General features: G+C 49.7%; 15 protein-coding genes. 2 read left to right on the top strand and 13 right to left on the bottom strand.

Annotation, left to right across the window (positions count from 1 at the left end; genetic code table 11):
- Nucleotides 1-35 precede the first annotated feature (35 nt).
- The 13 genes from ACTJJJ_RS12560 to ACTJJJ_RS12500 form a co-directional block, all read right to left on the bottom strand.
- Nucleotides 36-932, bottom strand: a complete 897-nt coding sequence (locus ACTJJJ_RS12560) for an anti-sigma factor (protein ID WP_440701949.1) — start codon at nucleotides 930-932, stop codon at nucleotides 36-38.
- Complete coding sequence (locus tag ACTJJJ_RS12555) at nucleotides 929-1,474, bottom strand: RNA polymerase sigma factor (RefSeq protein ID WP_026350556.1); 546 nt, start codon at nucleotides 1,472-1,474, stop codon at nucleotides 929-931. The genes ACTJJJ_RS12560 and ACTJJJ_RS12555 overlap by 4 nt, the downstream gene beginning before the upstream one ends.
- 242 nt (nucleotides 1,475-1,716) lie before the next feature.
- On the bottom strand, nucleotides 1,717-2,445 hold the full coding sequence (gene gldF, locus ACTJJJ_RS12550) for a gliding motility-associated ABC transporter permease subunit GldF (RefSeq protein WP_440701948.1): 729 nt from the start codon (nucleotides 2,443-2,445) through the stop codon (nucleotides 1,717-1,719).
- 31 nt (nucleotides 2,446-2,476) lie between these two features.
- A complete protein-coding gene (locus tag ACTJJJ_RS12545) occupies nucleotides 2,477-2,992 on the bottom strand; it encodes a DUF4199 domain-containing protein (RefSeq protein WP_188934717.1) in 516 nt (171 codons plus the stop codon).
- An 8-nt stretch (nucleotides 2,993-3,000) separates the two neighbouring features.
- On the bottom strand, nucleotides 3,001-3,564 hold the full coding sequence (locus ACTJJJ_RS12540) for a DUF4199 domain-containing protein (RefSeq protein WP_426292832.1): 564 nt from the start codon (nucleotides 3,562-3,564) through the stop codon (nucleotides 3,001-3,003).
- Nucleotides 3,561-4,844 (bottom strand): dihydroorotase, encoded by a 1,284-nt coding sequence (locus ACTJJJ_RS12535; protein ID WP_440701947.1) that lies wholly within the window; start codon nucleotides 4,842-4,844, stop codon nucleotides 3,561-3,563. The genes ACTJJJ_RS12540 and ACTJJJ_RS12535 overlap by 4 nt, the downstream gene beginning before the upstream one ends.
- A gap of 80 nt (nucleotides 4,845-4,924) precedes the next feature.
- The gene (gene gcvH / locus ACTJJJ_RS12530; protein ID WP_188934723.1) at nucleotides 4,925-5,305 is read right to left on the bottom strand and encodes a glycine cleavage system protein GcvH; all 381 of its coding nucleotides are present in this window, start codon (nucleotides 5,303-5,305) and stop codon (nucleotides 4,925-4,927) included.
- A 76-nt stretch (nucleotides 5,306-5,381) separates the two neighbouring features.
- A complete protein-coding gene (sprA, locus tag ACTJJJ_RS12525) occupies nucleotides 5,382-12,593 on the bottom strand; it encodes a cell surface protein SprA (RefSeq protein WP_440701946.1) in 7,212 nt (2,403 codons plus the stop codon).
- Nucleotides 12,594-12,692: 99 nt separating this feature from the next.
- Nucleotides 12,693-13,283, bottom strand: a complete 591-nt coding sequence (ruvA, locus tag ACTJJJ_RS12520) for a Holliday junction branch migration protein RuvA (RefSeq protein WP_188934727.1) — start codon at nucleotides 13,281-13,283, stop codon at nucleotides 12,693-12,695.
- A gap of 33 nt (nucleotides 13,284-13,316) precedes the next feature.
- Nucleotides 13,317-14,888, bottom strand: a complete 1,572-nt coding sequence (locus ACTJJJ_RS12515) for a lytic transglycosylase domain-containing protein (protein WP_229222607.1) — start codon at nucleotides 14,886-14,888, stop codon at nucleotides 13,317-13,319.
- Between the two features lie 316 nt (nucleotides 14,889-15,204).
- Complete coding sequence (gene gatA, locus ACTJJJ_RS12510; RefSeq protein WP_426292827.1) at nucleotides 15,205-16,629, bottom strand: Asp-tRNA(Asn)/Glu-tRNA(Gln) amidotransferase subunit GatA; 1,425 nt, start codon at nucleotides 16,627-16,629, stop codon at nucleotides 15,205-15,207.
- A 92-nt stretch (nucleotides 16,630-16,721) separates the two neighbouring features.
- A complete protein-coding gene (locus ACTJJJ_RS12505; RefSeq protein ID WP_015813903.1) occupies nucleotides 16,722-16,922 on the bottom strand; it encodes a Sec-independent protein translocase subunit TatA/TatB in 201 nt (66 codons plus the stop codon).
- Nucleotides 16,923-16,992: 70 nt separating this feature from the next.
- Entirely contained in the window at nucleotides 16,993-17,409 is a 417-nt protein-coding gene (locus ACTJJJ_RS12500) for a YkvA family protein (protein ID WP_440702648.1), read from the bottom strand.
- Nucleotides 17,410-17,617: 208 nt separating this feature from the next.
- Here ACTJJJ_RS12500 and mdh point away from each other — a divergent pair, with 208 nt between their 5' ends.
- Nucleotides 17,618-18,544, top strand: coding sequence for a malate dehydrogenase (gene mdh, locus ACTJJJ_RS12495; RefSeq protein ID WP_188934731.1), 927 nt, complete (start codon nucleotides 17,618-17,620; stop codon nucleotides 18,542-18,544).
- 172 nt (nucleotides 18,545-18,716) lie between these two features.
- Nucleotides 18,717-21,509: a TonB-dependent receptor gene (locus ACTJJJ_RS12490; protein WP_440701945.1), complete on the top strand. Its 2,793-nt coding sequence runs from the start codon at nucleotides 18,717-18,719 to the stop codon at nucleotides 21,507-21,509.
- Nucleotides 21,510-21,512 lie beyond the last annotated feature (3 nt).

Raw genomic sequence — 21,512 nt, 5'->3', positions numbered from 1 at the left:
CGCAATGAGCGCGTATCATCTTACAAATCAATATGCTAACTCACTTTCCCCATCACATACATTTCCTCCATCGTCGGGGTTGGGTTGCCGCCTTCTTTTTCCAATGTAATGGCAAATGCGGCGGAACCGGCTTTGGTATTCTTCATTTTCAAAACCTTTCCGGTGAATGCATTATCCAGCATGCCAATATCGACAGGCTTGCCGTCCACGATGCTCCAAAGCTGGTATTGCTTGCCCTGAGGCGCTGCGGGCAGGTTTTGCACGTCGAGCAACACTTCGTTCGTTTGCGTGTTCCAGAATGCAGAAACGGCACTTTGCGGCGATTTTGGTAATCCTGCCAAATGTATATGCTTGTAAGAAGGGCTGCGGAACAGCGTGGCAAGCGCCTGGTTATACTCGGTCTGGCTTTTCATCGCCGCCATTTCCGCCTCCATAGTTTCCGCTTTCGCCACCATTTCGTTGTTGCTGTGCTTCAAATCGGTCATTTGCATGGCCGACCATCCCGCAAAAAGCGCGAGCAATACCGCAGCCGCCACGGCCAGTTTCGCCCATACAGGCGTCACTACCTGCGTTTCCACGCGGTCGAATGCATGGTCGATCACACGTGCTTCCGGCTCCACGGGTTGCGCGGTGGCGGTGGTGTCAGACAAAGAAACAGTCTTCTCTTCTGCTATTTCCCCGGCCTGGATTTCCTCTTCCGCCGGTGCTTCGAAACTCATTTGTGCAAAAATCGACTCTTTCAATGAAGGCGGGGGCGTTGCCTGGTGTTTCAGCGCATATTCTTCCAATGCACTTTCGGTACGCAACAGCTCTTCCTTGATTTCAGGGTAAATATGCGACATACACTCCACCTCCTGTTTCTCCTGGGGAGTAACAGTGCCCAATACATATTCCTCCAATATACCGGACTCTATATAGGCTTGGATATTCATACTGCAAAGTATTGTTTTAACTCTTGTAATGCGGTCCTTATCCGCGATTTCACGGTGCCCAGCGGTATACTCAGCTCCTCGGATATTTCCTCATGCGTGTAGCCCTGGAAATAGGCCATATCGATGAGTATTTTCCGTTCGGGCCGCAGCATGTCGACGATCGCCTTCATGTCCGAACTGACTGTCTGTGAATCTTCGTACGTATCCTTCTCATTAAGGACCACCGTGTTTTCAATATCATCCATCGCCGGTTTCCGGCCCTCCGCTCTGACTGCGTCTATCGCTCCATTACGTGCGATATTCATAATCCATGTAAACAATCGCCCTTTCTCCGGATTGTAGGAAGCGATATTCTTCCAAATCTTCAGAAAGCTCTCCTGCAACACATCTGCGGCTTTCTCCTCGTCCTTTAACGTTTTCGAAATGATATTAAACAAAGCTCCCGAGTAATGGTCGTACAGGAATTCGAAGGCGTTTCGCTCGTTCCGTTTGAGCGCTGCCACCAATTCCTCTTCCGAGTATTTTACCTTGCCTGTCGCCAAGAGTTGCTTAATAGTTAATTGTAAATTACTTACCGGCAATCTAATAAAATTTCCCTTATAGCGTGGCGTGCTATACCAAATTATCGCCTCGTTTCTCTCCAAAAGGGATACTACTAAAGAGGGGGGTATCGACGGCGCCCCGAACCGCATGTTTGATCTGGTCATCGTAGTGTGCTTTTAACTATATACGAACAAACCTGTCAGCTTGGATTAACGGCTCCTCAGTTGTTTGTCCGCGAGTCTCATTTCCGGAGACTTTCTACACGCCAGAGTGTCAGGAAGATGAAGAAGATGATCAGGCTGAGCAGGTAAATCACATTGCGGGAGTCGATGAGACCTTTACCGAGCGCCTGGTACTGAACGTCCAGGGCTATACCTGAGAGCAGATTGGCCGCAAAACCATCACCGAACATGCCGGAAACAGCACCAAAACCGACATACCAGATAAATGCCAGAAAAACGCCGAGGATGAATGCGACGATCTGATTATCATTCAATGAAGAAGCCCATATGCCCATCGCTACCAGCACGCCGCTGAGCAACAGCAGGCCAAGATACGATCCCGCCACAGCAGCCGAATCGACGTCGCCGACCGGATTACCGAGTTTGTAAATACTATAATAATAAATGAGCGTCGGCAGCAATGTAAGAACCACCAGCATCCAGTTTGCGAAGAACTTTCCGAGTACCAGATCGATATTGCGGATGGGTTTGGTAAGGAGCAATTCCAGCGTGCCGTTGCGCGATTCCTCGGCTAGTGAACGCATGGTAATGGCCGGAATCAGGAAGATCAGCACATAGGGTGCAAGACCGAAAAACGAGCCGAGGTCGGCATAACCGTAGTCCAGGATATTTGAATCCGGGAAAACCCAAACGATCAACCCGATAGCCGTCAGGAAGACCGCCATCACGATGTAGGCGATCAGTGAGTTGAAAAAACTGGCTACCTCTTTTCGAAAGATTGCTAACACTATTCGGGGATTAAATACTTTTCAGGAATGCTTATTCGAAAACCGGTTTTTCTTTACGCATAATGGCCGCGATAATCAGCGAGAAGATGAAGCCCATGATCAGGTACCCCAAAATCACCGTCACGAACATAATACCTGGCGACATGAATTTCTGGGACATTTCGATCGCCTGTTCGATCTGCGCATCGTCCATTCCTTTTGCTTCGAGCTCTTCGCGCATCTGATCGAGGCTTTGCGTGAGCATATTCGCGTCGATAAACTGGATATAAAAGATTGTGAAAGCGGAACTCAGCAACCCCAGTACCGCCGACGTAAGCGAGCCAAGCCCGAGGCCTTCGCCATAGCTGATAAAACCTCCATTCTTCTCGCGAAAATCCTTCATGGCCAACACAATTGCGACGATCATAAAAATGTATGTCAGCGACGCCAGCAGTTTGTTCGCTCCGAACCCCGCAACATTCAGGATCGTCGAATATACCATCGTAACAACGGCAACCAGAACGCCATATTTCAGGGCAACACGAGCGGTAGAGGTTTTTTCTTCCATGTGAAGGTTTAAGATTTGTTGTTGTGAAGAATGCTGTAATCCTGTTTTCTCAAAATCAGCGAAATCACCAGGATCGGGATGATCGCCATGACTGTCTTTTTACCTACTTCATCCATGATGATTTCCGAGGTAGCCATTTCTCCCACACCATTATACATCTTCTGAAACTCGGCCTCCCCGATATTCTTGACGAGCTCGGCTTTGCCTTGCAGCATCAGGTCCTTCATCTGGGCAATGTATGCCGTAAAAACAGAAGGATCGATGTAAGTTACAAAAAAATAGATCAGCCAGCCGGCGATCAATGCACCAACGGTATTTACAACGTAACCGATGGTTAATGCTTCCCACAAATGCAGAAAGCCATTTCCGACTTTCTTGCGGTAGTACCAGCATGCCCCTGCGATGAGGATCACGTGAATCCCGATGTCGAGTACCTTGTTGTTGCCGAGCGGTACAATACCCATCGCATAAAGGCCCAGAAAGAATGCAAAGACCAATATGCCCAACACCAGCCCGAACAGCAGCGAGAGTTTTAAAATAGGTTTATTAAAATATGCTACAATCGAATTCATTTGAACCACTCCTGTTTACCATTGTTGATCACCCCTCTTACCTTCCCTCTGAGCGTCTGTCCCAGGAACGGTGTATTTTTTGATTTGGAATAGGTTTTACCAAAAACCCACTCCGCATGCGGATCGAAGAACGTCAGGTTTGCTGCCGAGCCTTCTTCCACACCTGCCGCAGGAAGCCGCAGGATTCTCCTTGGCTGAACGGTTAATTTCTCGATCACATCTTCCAAAACCAGCCCGCTGTGCATGACCGACAGTGCAAATGCAGTTTCCAGACCGGTAATACCAAAATCGGCATGGTCGAATTCGAGGTTCTTACTTTCTTCGTCGTGCGGGTTATGGTCCGAAACAATGGCGTCGATAGTGCCGTCTGCCAGGCCCTTGCGCAGCGCCTCATTATCCTCGGTCGAGCGGAACGGCGGATTTACTTTCAGGTTGGTATCAAAGTCAATCAGGTCCTTGTCTTCGAACGCAAGCTGATGCGCTGCGATATCGGCCGAAACCGGCAGTCCTTTCGCCTTCGCTTCACGGATCAGTTCTACGCCCCGCACGGTCGATAGCAGTGAAACGTGCAGAACCGGCGCGGAGGTGTCGTAAGTATTTTTCTCTAATGCGTATTCAAGCAGTTTCAAGTCGCGGATGAGCATCATTTCCTCCGCCAGCGATGGCATACCTTTCATGCCCACGAGCGTGCTCGTTACGCCCTCGTGCATTTGCCCGTACAGCGTGAGCTCGCGATCTTCGGGGCGGTTGATGAGCAAAGCATTGAGCGGCCGCAAGTAGAGGATGGTTTTCAAAAGCAAGTCCGCATTCTGAACCGGGTTTTCACCGTCTGTAAATGCAATGGCGCCCGCCTGGTGCAGATCCATCATTTCGGTAAAATCGACACCGTCGGCCTTTTTCGTAACCGCCGCCGCGGGATGCAATGTTACCAGCCCGCCGAAACCGCTGTGGCGAATGTAATTGAGGGTATCCTTGGTATCCACCACCGGCTGGGTGTTCGGCAGCAATACAATCTCCGTAAACCCGCCACGCGACGCTACTTTCCGGACCGAATGCAAGTCTTCTTTATGCTCAAACCCAGGGTCGCGCCCTTGCACACGCATATCGACCCAGCCTGCGGATACATGCAGGCCTGTACCGTCGATCACCTGCGCATCACCTGCGCCGAGGTTGTCGCCAATTTGTCTGATCTTCCCGCCTTCGATCAGAATGTCTTTCACCTGACCATTGAACGGCGATTTTTTATCAATTACCCGAACCGAGCTAACTAACAATTTCATATTTATTTCAAACTATACACCGGGAATGCAGGTTTGCACCGGTTTCAAAAAAAAAGCTCCGAATGGAGCTTCACTTAATATCAGGCACCTATGAATTCCTGGTACTGTTCTGCGGAAAGCAAGCCGTCTTCATCGCCAGGGTTAGCCAGGCTGATCTTGACCATCCAACCGCGACCGTAAGGATCGGTGTTCACGAGTTCGGGCTCGGCATCGAGTTCTTCATTTACTTCAAGCACTGTACCTGCAACCGGAATGAAAAGGTCGGATACTGTTTTCACAGCTTCAACCGAACCGAAAACATCTCCTTTGCCCAATGCTTCTCCTACGGTGTTAATGTCCACATACACAATGTCACCTAATTCATTCTGGGCATGCTCGGTGATGCCGATAACCGCTGTATCTCCTTCAATACGAATCCATTCGTGATCTTCTGTGTATTTGAGTTCTGATGGAAAATTCATGATAAAATCAGGTAAGTAGTGAACATCTTTGGAGCGCAAATTACAGGATGTAAGCTGTATTTTCCAAATCAAAATGTTATTCAGCCAAATTGAACTTCAGCTGGACGCCACCGGCCGTGCTGGCGCGATAGAATGAGTTGGAAACGAGCGGGTCGTTGAAGGTACGGTCGAAATAAAATTGCACGCTCAAACGGTTGTTGACCATGTAATTCACCGTCGGCCGCAACTGGAAGTTGATATTTCCGGCGATCGGGATATTCTCCCCATCGAACTTCCGCTGAATCGAGCGGGTATCCCGGAACGTCATCGCGAGCTGCATCGTCATATCGTTTTTCAGCTTTTTCTTCACCCCGTTGATCTTGAATGGCAGCGGCACATTGTTTTTTGTAAAGCCAATGTTGACAGTAATGTCCTGGTTGAAGAGCTCGGCCACCTGCGAGTTCGAGAGATTCAATGCAACGGTGCGGTCGCGGTTATACTCCACGCGTGCGGTTATGCGGCTCTGCGTGCGCATCTCCACGCCCACGAGCGGCTGGAATTTCTCCGAAAGCGTAATGGTACTCATTGCAAATACCGGAATGTATTGCCCCAGATCATTTAGCCTCGACGACAACGGATAACCCGTTACCGCAAGGTTCACATAAAGCGCCTCGTAATCGAGCGACGAGGTGAAGTTACCTACGCTGTAATTGGACATATACTTATGCCGCAAGGTAAACGAGCTGAACAACCGCTTGAACGCCGGAATCGATGAAAGACCATTATAGCTCAAATCCCAGTTAGGCATCGGGAATTTCAGGAATGGATTGGTACGGACTGTGTTCGGATCTTTCCCGGTATAGGCTGCGAAGAATGACGAAATCAAAACGTCCTGCGATGTTTCGTTATATTCGCCACCACTCGTGTTTTCGGCATTCAAACGGTCCCGCAGAATGGCACGATAAGCCCTGAACTTGTCGAATACCGGCGAAGAATTGTCTCTCCGCATTTTAGCAAAAGCAGTCCTGAACGACATGAACGACATACTGAACTGACCGTTCCGCAGCGGACTTTGGGAAACAAAATTACCTTCCGAATCCGGCCGGTAGAATTCCTGATAAGCGTCTTGCCTAGTCAAACGCGCCTCGATGATCAGCCTGAAATCCTTGAAAGGTTCCAATGTGGTATTGGCTGAGAAGTTCTTGGCGATGGTTTGCTGGAAAGGCATATTCTGTTGCTCACTTCTCGTGATCCAGCCCTTGTCCGCAGCTTTCACCTGGAAGTTTCTATCCTGCTGGCCCAACACAAAACCCAGCCCCGGCGCATTCGCATTGTCGAGCCCGAAATATTTTGGTGCCCGCAAATACCCCGGTAATGCAGTTGTTTCCAAAACCGAGTAGCTGAAATTGATACCACGAACGGTCATCAAAACCCTCGTAAGGTTCTTCACAAGATCGGTCGTGCGCATATCGATTTCCTCGATATCCCCTGGGCTGCGCGCAAAGTTTTTCCTCACCGCCGACGGTGTATTGGCAAATTTCAGGTAGCGCAGTTTGTTGTAAAGCAATACAAAATCCACCTTTCCGGTAACGCCCCGCTCACGGCTATTGCGGATAATGTCCCCGAACGGTAAGCCTGTCGTATCCTTCAAGCCTAATGCATTAGCCTGGTAATTGTACCCGATCGAATGCTTGTAGTCTGCCGACATCCAGTCCAAAACCGGGATTTTGTCGAGCGGCAACCGGTAAGTCAGGTCTATTTTCTGGTCAAAGTTTTTGATACGGCCCAACTTTTTAAAATTGCTCCAAAGCGAATCCTTTTTCGCCCCCGTATTGATATCACCTTCCGGCTCATCGATGATCGAGTTGGCCGTGGCCGCGTAGGTCAGCGTCATGTTGCGCGTCAGGTTCCAGCCGAAGTCGTAGTAGCGATTGAACCAGAAATATTTTTCGAACAATGGCTGCATACCGTCGGTCGTCAGATCGGCATTGCGCAATTGAGTTTTCAGGAAGCGGCGGTCTACATCGGTACGCAGGGAAACCATGTTCGGCAGGAGCGTCACATTGAATTCCTTGATAAACTCCGCCCAACGGCCCGTCGCCTTCCACTTCTTGAATGGCTCGATGGCTTTCGGCTGGCTGGCATACATGTAGGAAATACCCGCCCGGTAAGCCCGCTGGTTGTACTCCTGCGTAAGGATATTCCGTCGCTTATCATCGCTGAATGCGTAGGTAAACGAGAAGTTTTCAAAGTCGTAGAAATGGTTTCTAGCCCCCGGCTTCATCTTGATCTTTCGGACGTTCGAGAAGTTGAACCCTCGTTTGACGGCATTCTCTTCCACCATCCGCCGGTAACCATTTCGTTGTTCGTCGGTAAGCAGGTTATCCAGCGAGGTACTCAACGGCGTGTCCGGGTCGAGCGGGTCGAAGTGCGGCTTCACATTCCTCCGGTCGTAGCTTACAAACAGCGGTATCTGGAAGCCCCAGTTGGCGGGAAGCAATTTATCCAATGCAATATTGGAAGAGAAACCATATTCCGAAGTAAAGTTACGCGAGCGCTCTCCAATACGCTGCTGCACGGATCCAAAACCGAACGTCTCGATCCGACCAGAAGCGGTTAATGTCGCGAAGTCGGCCAGTTTGGCGTTAAGTTGTGCAATCGCAGCTATACCTCCCGTGTCATCGAACCCTTCTACGTGCATTTCATCCACCCAGATACAAAATGTCTTCGAGCGCTCATCCACCGATTTCGGGTTTCGCATACCGATCATCATCACCTTCACAGCGCTCAAATCGGGGTTACCTACCACGGTCAGTTTATATCGTCCGTCTGCCGTTGTAATGGTATAAGGAACGCTCAGATTCTTGTCGAGCTGCCGGTTACGCTGTGCTTTTGCATTGATCAGGTCCGCCAGGGCGATATTGATCTCGTTGCTTTCCGGCCAGACTTCCGTGTCCTTAGTGGCAGATGGGCTTGTCGCTTTCAGGGCCGAGAGATCGATCTCATAATAGTTCTGGGTGAGGTCGGTTCCAATGCGCATAAACGCGCCTACCATGTTGTTCTCACTTTGCTCGTTCTGCATATGCACATACATGCGAAGGCGCTTGCGGAAGAGTAGGTCGAGGTTCACATTTTTGAAAACTGCACGGGAATCACCATCACGAAGATCGGTAACGCAAAGGCTCATCGACTGTTCGTTCAGCTGCAACGGCGGGCGTTGCGTATTGTCCAGGTCGCGTATCCAGCCCGGAGGGATGGTGTACACATATTTGTTGGTAGCATTATTGGCCTGGCTATTTTCTTCGATGCTTACTGTTCCAACCGTGAATTTCGCGTCGTAAGGCTCAGGTACTTCCTGCAAGCCCGGCGCATCGAGGTTATAGGTATACTTCCGGTATTGCTGGCCCACCATTTGCAGCTGGGCAAAACGAAGCACGACAGGTTGCTGGAAGTCCGTGAGGTACATCCGCATGAAACGGATCGATTTAAAACCGTTCATGTTCCCTACTATGCCCGAAAATTCCTTGATAGGGACACGGAAAAGGTACCAGTTCTGGTTATCCTTGGTATTTACTGTTTTATCTACAATATAACCCTTGCCCACTTCCAGCTGACCGGGTTTCAAATCGATCTCATATTCGTAGTACGATTCGTTGTCGTTAATGGTATTATCGACATTCATGTCTTCACCGTCGGGAATGTTGGTCGACGCCGGTGTCACATCCACGGACCTCCCCTGGCTTTCGGGCGAGTTGTTCTCCATCCCGAGGTAGTTTTTGTAGCGTTCCAGTACTTTCAGGTCGGCACTGTCAAGTTCAGCTCCGAGGAAAAACTTGAAATCGTCGCCGGAAGGGTCGGCAAGTATTTTCGCGCGTGCTTCGGCCGTAAGGTTAGCAGGAAGGCGGTCGATGAAGTTTTTGAAGAAAGCACGTTCTTCCTCATTTGTCAAACCATCCAAACCAACGTCCTGTTTCTGACGCGCGCCATTTTCATTGCTGAATGCATTGATCAGGTATTGCGATTTGGTAGCATACCCCCAAGCCGTTGAATCGACATTGACGCCTACTTGCTTAGGCACAAGCGGCAAACCGTTTTCAAAGTTGTAGCGTTCGTCGGGAATTACATCCTCTGAAATATCGCCCAGGTTGAATACCAGCTTTCCACCCGTTGTATTGGGCAGATCTGAAAACCCGTCTCTTACTGCTCCTTTATCCTTATCATTAATAAACGGGTCCAAAATCCAGAACTCGATACTCTCGATGTTGGCATTATCAAAGTCGTTATCGGAAGTAATAGCACGGCTCAATGCTCCGAAATTATTTCTTGGGGTCTTCATACGGCCATTCTGATCCAGGTCCGTATTGTAGTTGTACATACCACGCTCGCTCGGAAAATAGGCGATGTCGAGTATTTGCTGTGGATAAGTTACCAAGCCTGCAATAGGACGCCTGGGGAAAATGTCGGTAGGGAGGTAAAGTCGCTCGTAATAGTTCAGTCGATCGGCTTCGTCGAAGTTCGCTGGTGGCTGATAGCCTCCACCCAGCCCTTGTGCCCCGCCGAAGATATTATCGACGGTATAGGCCGAAATTTTGGCACGTTTATAGCCATAGTTCAGGTTTTTACCGTCAAATCCATCTCTGAACTTGCCCGGCACCGCCGCCAGACGCCATTTTTGTGGCTGCCGTGAAAGGTCGTAAACCGTCCGCGCCGCTTCGAAATCGTCCACCAGCGACCGGTTGTTCACGTCCTTCGAAACACCCGGAAGTAATTTGGCAAATTCTCCTTTGAACTGGATCGACGACATCTCCTTGGTTTGGATAAGCGGCAATGCGTCCAGCCATTTGGTCAGGAAAGGGGCATCCTTACGGAAATTCACATCGAATCCGAGCATGGTATTATTCACAGGCTCGTTGCCGATAGACACCCTGGAAAGGAAGCCAGCGGTACGTTCCTTGTATTTCATGGCCGTCAGACCGACACTCAGATTCCGGTTGACAACGTAGTCGAGCCGCGTTCCTACCAAAGTCCTGATCTGGTTCTGGAACATATCCGGGCGCTCATATTCGATCACGATCTCGCGCCCCGAAGCAAGTACGCTGGCATTCAAAATCCGCACGCGGCCAATCTGCGCTTCCACGATATAATCCGAGCCCGGAGAAAGCGGCACGCCGCCGGAAGTCACGGTTACAGAAGTTTCCAGCACACCGAAAGGCAGTTGAACCTCGGCCCCGCCGCTCGATTGGTAAGCACCTTTAATGTAAAACTTGTTGCGCTCCGAAACCTGTTGTGCATCGATCATGGTCGTGCGGTACAGCTCGTTGAACACATATTTGTTGCGGTACACGTCCTCGCCCGGACCGAATTTCTTGGATAGGTTGCTGCCAAACGGTTCCAGCACGGGGAATATAATGCGCCCGGTCTTGCTGTCCATCGTAATCCCGTCCACAAAGTCGAAGTTACCGTCGGGTTGCAGGTCGTTAACCGGGTTTAAGCGGTCGAGGCCGGATAAGCGGATCAGCGGGATGTTGGCAATGCTACTTTCCTGCAAGTTGGGGTTATCGATACCCGTCTGGTCGTCTTTGTAAATAACCCTTAACTGAAATCCTTGCTTGTCGATCTGGCTGGTACCGAGCGAATAGATGTTTTTCATCATCAGATCCCACATCGGCAACTTGGTGTTGTTACGGATCGTCGAAGATTTCAACAATTTCAAAGCGATTACTTCATTGTCTTTCCTGGCCTGGTAATCCTCGGTAAGCTCCCCTACCTTGAAAGCGCGGCCATTCAAAGTATATTCATAGGAAACCGCAAGGACTTCGTCGTTGCGGAGCGCGTTGGTCAGAGAGATGTATCCGAGTTGCGGATGGAAGGTATAGTCACGGTCGACGATCAGTCGTTTCGCACCGCGGAGCAATTCGTAGTCGACTGTCTTTTCAAGGCCGAGGCCCGTTACGGCAGTATTGGTATTGTCGACCTGCCTGAAAGCGTTGTTCCCGGTCAGTGTCTTATAAAGGCCGTTGGCGTCGTTGGCGGCTGGCGACGTGGATCGCACTGGCTGCAAGTTCGGGTTACCAGCGCGGTAGGGAGCAGGCTCGCCCAAATCGGCAAAGCCGACTACGTTTCGAAGCGACTCGGTTGTTGTCGTTCGGTTGGTAACATACACCTCAATACGTGTTACGGTCACGCCCGAGGTGATAGTCGGTGTGTTCTGCAACGAACTTTCGTAAATGTTCCGAAAATATTGGGAGAGGAAAAAGTTGCGGTTCTCGTCGTAGGTATCCGCCCTCAATTCAAAATCCCGACTTTGCGCACCGCCGCGAAGCGTGATCCGCTCTTTGCTGGATTTTTGTTGCGACGCGACGAAAGTGGCGCTCAGGCGGCCAAACTGGAAATCCGTTTTTAAACCAAACAAATTCTGAACACCGGGAATGAGCTGGCTGTTGATGGCCCAGTTGATATTACCCGCCTCTATTTTCCTGATAAAGCTCTCCTCAGGATTTTTATAGTTCAACTTGATCGCATTCTCGAAGTTGAAGTTCGCTTTGGTGTCGAAGTTGGTCTGAAAACCAAGCTGGTCACCAAGCTTGGCGTCAAAGTTGATATTGATCTGTTCGTTGAAAATGAACTGGGTATTCTTGCGTTGGCGGATCGGAATGGCCGGGTTGTCCAGGAACTGGTGCATAAGCCCGAGGTCGAGCGATACAAAACCGGTTGGCTTGAAATTCACAAAATCATCCCCCAGCAATTTGGTAAGCCCTGGCGGAAGGTCGAGCTTGGGCAACAGCCCGCGTGCTCCCATGGCGCTATTGCCGTCCTGCCTGCCCGCATACTCGCGCAGGAGACTTTTGAATGCGCGGTCCTCCTGGATCTTATCGTAAGTTGCAAGATCCATCCGCTCAGGCAAGCGGTAGTTCAATGTATTGCCGGGCGTCGCCACGCCGGGCGTCGGTACGCCGGGCGTCGCCAGACCGGGCGTTTGAATTTTCTCGGTTACTGCAATTTTCCCTGCACTGTCGAGCGTAACGTTTGTAGAAATATTGGCTGGATCACGCAGGTAGAATGGCGAACGCGGGCGTGGTTCTGTAATACGGTTGGAATAATAATCCTTCCATCGCATGATCAGTTGCGAGCCCGACCTGTCGATGTTTTTCTTGGTGGTATCTTCTTTAAGCGTGTCTGCAAGAATGGCCCATGCCTGTGCCTGCTCCGAATATGGTTCACCCTTGCCGCCTGAAACGTTCACGAGTAACACCGCTCCGGCCGAAATGCTTAATACCTTAAAAAGAAATGAGTAAATCGTTGATGACAAGGTAATATACTTATTTAGAGAAGGTTGTATTTACAAACAAATCCATCAACACGATTCTACAGTTGTAAAATTTTTCACCAAATATCATTGCTGTTCCGGTTAACGTAACGCCAGTTTGATAAGATTTTCAACGCTAATAGATTGCCCCTCCCGCTTGATGATGGCATCCAGACTTTTCTCCGCCGTCGCTTTGGGAATACCCAGCGTAACGAGCGCAGCCAATGCTTCACTCCGGAGAGTGCCCGACGACGTTTCAGCAGATTTGGGACCTGTTGAAACGAGCTCTTCCTTTCGAATTTTGTCTCTTAGTTCGAGGATTACGCGTTGAGCAGTCTTGGACCCTATGCCTTTGATCGACTGGATCAGGCGCAGGTCTTCATCAATGATCCCCTGCCGAATTTCTGAGGAGGAAAGTGAGGAGAGCATTACGAGTGCTGTCGACGGCCCTATTCCTGAAATACTGGTCAGATCCAGAAACAGCTTTTTCTCATCACTTCCACCAAAACCGTACAGGACGTGGGCATCTTCCCGTATATTGAGAAACGTTACCAGCTTGCACCGGGCACCAATGTCGGGGAGCGAAGTATAGGTCTGCAATGAGATCCTGACCTCGTAACCCACTCCGTTGACATCAATAATAGCGTACGCTGGGTCTTTATAAGTTACAATCCCGTTAACGTAGGCAATCATAAAAATAGTATGTGTATGTTGAAGCGTTAATTTCTAGGCAGAAATAATCAGTTTTTGACCAGGCTTGATCGAGTTGCCCCTGATCTTGTTCCGCTTTTTCAACTGACCGATTTCCAGACCGTAGCGCTGCGAAATAATCCATAATGTATCTCCTTTTTGTACGGTATGATAACGTTTCCGGGTATGACGCTGCTGTTTCGCCAATTGCTCCTCGTCCCGCTGTGGCTTTGCCTTGCTTGCAATGCGCGTTGCCGGTACGGTCTCCTTCACTTCTTTGTAGATCACCAGGCGTTGCCCTCTGCGGATATTGTTGCGGCGAATGTGGTTCCATTTGCGAAGCGATACTGCCGACACCCCATATTTCCGTGCAATTCCGGCTACATTGTCGCCGCGACGAACGGTATAGGACACGCGTTTGGTACGGTTACGCTGAACCACTTCTTCCTCACCATCTTCTTCATCATACCCTTCGTCATCCGATACATTCTGCACATTCGATGCAAGCACGTAAGGGAACGAGCCATTTCCGCCCAGTGAATCCGTTCTGGTACTGTCGGCTTTGGCCACCATTACACCGGAAGAAAGATATCTTCTTGTGCAAGAATCCATGATGGATGCGCGATTGCTCATCAGGTATGTGAACCGAACACTGGGCACCTTCAAAATAAAGTCGCGTGTTTGGTCGGGAAGGATCTTTTTGGTGATCTGCGGATTCAGCTTTTTGAGGACTTCGAAATCGATGCTCGCATTGTCACAAAACGTAGCAAGATCAATGTAGCCGTTGATGTGAATGGTATCGTTCGGGATCTGGAACTCGGTATTTTCGGGAAAAATGCCGTGGTCGTAGCCATAGTTCATCATGTAGTTCATGGCTACATACTGCGGTACGTACGAACGGGTTTCGCGGGGAAGGACATTATAGATCGTCCAGAAGGTAGTCCCGCGCGAGCGGCGCATGGCACGTTTCACATTGCCCGGGCCTGTATTATACGAGGCCAATGCAAGCTCCCAGTCGCCGAAGATATTGTAAAGTTGTTTGAGATACAGACAAGCCGCTTCGGTTGCTTTGGTGGGTTCGAAGCGTTCATCGATGTATTTATCCTGGTAAAGACCGAATTCCCGTCCGGTAGCCGGCATAAATTGCCAGAGCCCGCCCGCTCTCGCGTGGGAAATAACTGTCGGGTTCAGCCCCGACTCAATCATCGAAAGGTATTTCAGTTCGGTAGGTAAGCCGTGTTTGGCAAGTGCTTTCTCGAAGAGCGGGAAATAGAGCGGCATGCGCTCCATCATGGTCTGCGTGAATTTTGCTTTTTTGTAGATAAAATACTCTACGAATTCGTGCGAAGACTTGTGATAGGTAAGCGGAATCGATTTTTCAAGCTTTGCAAACCGTTCTTTCAAAAGCCCCTCCGGCACAGCGGGATTGGCTCCGATTTCTTCCACTTCCGGGAGAGACGGCATCAAATCATTTTCGTCCTGAGCAATAGTCTCAACTGTATCCTGCCCGGATGTCAAACGCTCCTGTGGAACCATCGCCTCAACGGACGCATTCCAAAACCCTGCACACATGGCTCCGAGCCACAATACTCTTTTCGAAATCCTCATTAATAAATGTTTTTTGAAGGTTAATCAATTCATGGTTTTCAATGGCTTATACCTGTTGATGATCCACTTACAGATAGAAGAATCCTTTTGGGTTTTGAACTGGCCAGATGAATCAGAATAATCTCTAATACATTTTTATCTATTCACGCAACATTCTCATACAGAATAACGTAACCTGGTTGCCTGTTATTCTGGCACGATAATTTCCTTTAAAACTGTGGTTGTAAATACAGTCCGGGTCTCATAAATGAGCGCAAAAAAAGGGAAATCCCCTCTGAATGCACTGGTTGCTCCGGTTGTATGCTACGATCCCTTCCTAATTTAGTCCGGTGAGGTAGTTGGCAAACGCCAGCATTTTTTCCTCCCCGAAATAAGGGGCCATGATCTGAATCCCGATCGGCATTCCCTGGTCATCCAGTCCATTTGGAATGGATACCGCAGGATTACCCACGACATTCGCCTGCACAGTGAAAATGTCCGCCAAATACATTTGTAACGGATCTTCCGTTTTTTCACCGATTGTAAAAGCTGTGGTAGGTGTTACCGGGGAAATCAGGAAATCGAACTGCTCGAAGAACCGGCCCGTTTCCTCCCGTACCAATCTTCTAACGCGTTGCGCCTTGGTATAGTATGCGTCGTAATAATTTGCACTTAATACGAAAGTACCCAATAGTATTCTTCTCCTTACCTCATCACCAAAACCTTCTGTACGAGTCTTCTTGTACATGCTTTCCAAATCCACGGATTCGGGGCTGCGGTAACCGTACCGCACGCCGTCGAAACGCGACAGGTTCGAACTTGCTTCGGCAGTGGTAAGAATGTAATAGGTTGGTAAAAGCGAATCCAGCAACGGCATATCGATGCCTACCACTTCATGCCCCTCCGCGCGCAGGCGGTTGAGCACTTCCGAAGTCTGCCGGCGGATTTCCGGGGCAATGGCTTCGTTCTCCACCGCACTTCGGATATACCCGATTTTGGCTTTGCCTTCCCATTCCAGACCGGCGGTGTAAGCAGGAACGGGCCGCTCCGAAACCGTACTATCGAAATCATCGGCACCAGACATTACTTCCAGGATCAGTGCGGCATCGGCCACACTTTTGGTGATAGGACCAATGCAGTCAAAAGACGAAGCATAGGCGATAAGTCCATAACGCGATACGCGTCCGTACGAAGGTTTCACACCAATCACCCCGCAGAATGCAGCAGGTTGACGTACCGACCCGCCGGTATCGCTTCCCAAGGAAGCATGGCAAAGCCCGGCCTGAACGGCTACTGCCGATCCGCCGGACGATCCGCCCGGGACTTTGGCATTATTAATAGCATTCAGCACCGGTCCGAACGAGGAATTCTCATTCGAAGACCCCATTGCAAATTCGTCGCAGTTTTGCCGACCGATGATGATCGCGTCTTCATCGATGAGCCGCTGCACGGCGGTTGCAGTGTAGGGTGCTGTATAATTTTGAAGGATCTGGCTTCCAGCCTGCAGGCCGTGGCCAGTGAGTGAAAGCACATCTTTGAGACCGATCACCATGCCCGCCAGCTTTCCGGCGGTACCATTGGCGATTTTCGCATCTACGGCCAAGGCGGCCTTTTTTGCTTCCTCTGTATAAACTTCAACGAAAGCATTGAGATGCTTGTTAGCCTCAATCTTTTCCAAATAGTGATCAACCAACTTGACGCACGTCAAACCTTCTTCACGTAGATCTCTCTGAATTTCGGCCAGCGTCAGATACTCTTTCAAGGCAATTTTTTTGTGGGGTTGTAAATAAAGAATCAGAGCCGTTAAGTGGTAGCTTAATGGCTCTGTATCAAACCTTCAATAAGATGGAAGCGTTATTTGGGGTCTTCCATACTTTTTTCAATATTTTCCTTAACGTCTTTAGTAGCGTTCTTGAACTCATTGATACCCTGCCCCAAACCGCGCATAAGTTCTGGGATTTTCTTTGCTCCGAAGAAAAGCAACACGAACAGAGCAACCAGGAAGATCTCCTGTCCGCCCAACCCCATAATTCCTAAAACGGTTATTGATTCCATATCTGTTTCTTTTATTAATGTTTACAAAAATAACTATTCTTTTTTATAACAACCAGACCTGCGTCCACTTTTATCCGATATTAATTGTCTTCGCGGCCTTCTCCCAATCGGCAAATTTCCGGATATCGTCGCCCAGCGTCTTGATGAGCCACAGCACCAGCGCCACGTCGTCGGTAATGCCTATAACCGGCAGGAAGTCAGGAATAAGGTCTATAGGAGATACGAAATAAATGAGCACAGCGACTATCGACACCAAACTTTTCCAGGGAAGCTGCTTATATTCGCCAGAGGCGTAAGCTCTCACCATACGGAGCAGCAGCTGGACGCTCGACTGGAATTCGGCGAGATTTCCTTTAAAGCCCACCGTCTGGAGTTTCCCCAGCACCTCTTTGCCAAGTTCAAACAAGCGGGTGGAGTTTTTGGCGTAGCGTCCTGCTTTTCCTGTGGCCTTCTTAAAAAATACCGAATGTAAAATCCGCGAAATCATTGACTGGTCATTCATTGTACAAAGCAGGAAAAAGTGGTTTATAACGCCATTATAACTATCAACTTACGGAAAAAATTGCGTTCCGGATGGCAGCCGGATGATTTGCGGCAAAAAATCAATTTCCGCTTGGTTTAAACAAATTATGTATCATACTTTTAGGAAAAAATATAAAAAGCATCAATTTCTATACAATTAACCATATTTCCCTATGAAGATTACTGTGGTAGGTGCGGGTGCGGTAGGCGCAACCACTGCCGATAATATCATTCGTCGTGAGCTTGCAGAAGAAGTGGTGTTGCTGGATATCAAAGAGGGTGTCAGCGAAGGTAAGTCACTGGATATGTACCAGACAGCCGCCTTGCTGGGATTCAATACCAAGCCCATCGGCTCGACCAATGATTACGAGAAAACCAAAGGCTCGGATGTGGTTGTGATCACTTCGGGGCTGCCTCGTAAGCCGGGAATGACCCGCGAAGAACTGATCGGCATCAATGCAGGAATCGTAAAGGGAGTTACAGAAAATCTTCTGAAATATTCGCCGAAAGCGATCGTGATCGTGGTTTCCAACCCGATGGACACCATGACTTACCTGGCTTTGAAAGAATCGGGCATTCCTAAAAAACGTCTGATCGGTATGGGCGGGGCATTGGATAGTGCGCGTTTCAAGACTTACCTCGCGCTCGCAATGGATGTATCGCCGCTCGACATCCACGGGATGGTAATCGGAGGCCATGGTGATACTACGATGATTCCATTAACCCGATTGGCAACCTACAACGGTATCCCCGTAAGCCGCTTCCTTTCGGCCGACCAGCTCGAAAAAGTAGCTGCCGACACGATGGTTGGCGGAGCTACACTCACTAAGCTGATCGGTACTTCGGCGTGGTACGCACCGGGCGCAGCGACGATGATGCTCGTGGAAAGCATTGTCCGCAACCAGAAACGCATTGTGCCTTGCAGCGTGTACCTCAATGGCGAATATGGCCAGAAAGACATTTGTATGGGTGTGCCGGTAGTCCTGGGCCGCAGCGGCTGGGAAAAGATCGTCAACCTGCGCCTCAGCGATGCCGAAAAAGCGGCGTTTGAAAAGTCAGCGGAGGCCGTTCGTTCAATGAATGCGGCTTTGAACTTGTAAACAAAGCGTAAATAGCTAAAATACAGGCCGGTCCGGGTTTCCGGGCCGGCTTTTTCTTTGCCCTCGTATTTGGTTTTGATAACTACTTGTTTTAACTTATACTTAAATAGTATAGTAATTTGTCAATTTAATACTATTTATCAACAAACATTTTAATTAAAACACACGAACTATGAGAACAACGCTATTATTCCTCATCTTTATTTCTGCCTCGTTCGGCGCATTCGCGCAGTCTCTCAAAGGGAAGGTCACAGACGAAAAAAATGGATCGGCACTGCCCGGCGTGTCCATTCTGGTACAGGGTACGAACACGGGAACCGTGACAGACCCCGACGGAAACTTCGCATTGAGCCTCGCCGATGGCAACTACAACATCGTTATCTCGTTCATCGGCTACACACCCCAGATTATCCCGGTGACCGTCAGCGCAGGACAAGCCGCGCCCTTGAACATTGCGCTGGCAGAATCCTCAGAAGTACTGGGAGAGATTGTTGTGACCGGCTCACGCAGCGGTGGCCGCTCGCGCATCGACTCTCCGGTCCCGGTTGATATTATCCCCGTTTCGCAGATCACCAACAGCGTCGGCCAGGTTGACATTAACCAGATCCTCACCTACGTCGCTCCTTCCTTCCAATCGTCGCGACAGACGATCTCCGACGGTTCCGACCACATCGACCCCGCTCAGTTACGCGGACTGGGACCCGACCAGGTACTCGTGCTCGTGAACGGCAAACGGCGACACCAATCGTCGCTCGTGAATGTAAACGGCACGGTCAACCGGGGCACGGTTGGGACTGATTTGAATGCGATACCGGCTACATCGGTCGAGAAAATCGAGATTCTCCGAGACGGTGCCGCGGCGCAATATGGCTCGGATGCGATTGCAGGCGTGATTAACATTATATTGAAAAGCCGCACCGGGCTGAGCGGAAATGTGTCGTATGGTCAGAATGTGACCAGCTACGACAAGAACTACATTATCAACAACAATAAAGATGCTTCCGTCAACATTTCGGACGGTGGTACGACGCAGATCGGGCTTAATTACGGGCTAAAAATTGGCCAGAAGGGCTTCGTAAACATTACCGGCGAATATGTACACAGGAATGCTACCAACCGCACTGGAACCTACACCGGCCAGATTTTCCCGGCAGTCGACGGCACCGTGGTAGATGATGACTTGCTAAAACAAAAAAACCTTACGCGAAATGATTTCGATATGCGCATCGGCAACTCGGAGGTGAAGGGCGGTGGTATCGTGATCAACGCGAGCATCCCGCTTTCGGAGCAGATGGAACTGTACGCGTTTGGCCAATATAACAATAAGAAGGGCAATGCGGCCGGTTTCTACCGCTATCCCAATGGCGTGCCTGCGGTGGTCAGGCCCAATGTATTTGCTGTGTATCCCAATGGATTTCTGCCGGAGATCAACAGCGATGTGACCGACATTTCCGCCGCGGCAGGCATCCGTGGCAAGTTTGGGGAATGGCGGTACGACCTTAGTAACACGTTTGGAAAGAATGATTTTGACTATTTCATCAGCAATTCGGTCAACTACACGCAGGCGATTTCAAATGCCAATTTCCAGCGCGAATTCAATGCGGGTGGTAATGCGTTTCTTCAAAATACGATCAACCTTGATCTCGGACGAAAGTTCGAAGTCCTGCAAGGGCTCAATGTAGCGCTCGGGGCGGAGCAGCGCACCGATAAATATACGATCACGGCAGGTGAAGAGGCTTCCTACAAAAATTATGATATCGCAGCGGGTGTCGCCGCCGGCGCGCAGGTGTTCTCCGGGTTCTTCCCGCAAAATGCAGGATCGCATTCGCGGCACAGTGTAGCCGGTTACCTCGACCTCGAGCAGGACCTTACCAATGCCTGGGTAGTGAGTGCAGCGCTTCGTTTTGAAAACTATTCAGATTTCGGAAACACGCTTAACTACAAATTTTCAACCCGCTACAAAATCACCGACGGCATTGCGGTGCGGACTTCGGCGAGCAGTGGCTTCCGGGCGCCGTCGATGCAACAGCGGTATTATGCCAGGACGAACACACTCTTCGTGACCCAAAACGGCCAGCAGGTAGCCCAGGAAAGCGGCACGTTCACCAACGACAGCAAACCCGCGGAAATTCTGGGAATACCAAAGCTCAAACAGGAAACCTCGCAGAGTTATACGATCGGTACCACCATTCAGATCAGCAATGCATTTGAACTGACTGTGGATGCTTACCAGATCTATATTCACGACCGGATCGTATTGACCAACAATTTCAATGACGGTGGAAATGCCGATCTGAAAGCACAGCTCGCAGCAGCTAATGCGACAACGGCGAATTTCTTCGCCAATGCCGTCGATACGCGATCGAGGGGAATAGAAGGGGTATTATCCTACAATACCAAATTTGGCAAAAGCCAGTCGCTTAGGGCCGTGCTGGCAGGGACATTTATTCAAAACAGGGTAAAGAAAGGGGCGGACGGCAAGCCGGAAATCCACGCTTCCGATATACTGATCCAGACCAAACAGGTAAATTCCTATTTCAATCGTGAAGATTTAAGCCGATTTGAAATAGCCAGCCCGCGTAACAAGCAAAGCCTGACCATTAATTACAAGGCAGGGAAATTCGGGGTAATGCTACGCGGCGTTAGGTTCGGCGAAGTTACTTATTGGGACCCGACAATCGACCCCAGCAAACCAGACTCGTGGCCGGTGAATACACTTACCGGTAACAAGGAAACACTCGACCAGACCTTCGGGGCCAAAATCGTGACGGACCTCGCATTGAGCTATGATTTGGTGAAAGGCGTCGGCGTGACGATCGGGTCAAACAATGTGCTGGATGTTTACCAGGACAAGCACACGCATTCGGGCAATGTCAGCTCGGGCCGCTTCGTGTATTCACGGCGCGTTCAGCAAATGGGCTTTAATGGCCGCTACTTGTTTGCCAGACTGAGTTTCACATTTTAGGAC

It is taken from the genome of Dyadobacter sp. 22481, from assembly GCF_052044875.1.
Lineage (GTDB): Bacteria > Bacteroidota > Bacteroidia > Cytophagales > Spirosomataceae > Dyadobacter > Dyadobacter endophyticus.
This window is presented reverse-complemented; position numbering and strand designations above follow the sequence as displayed.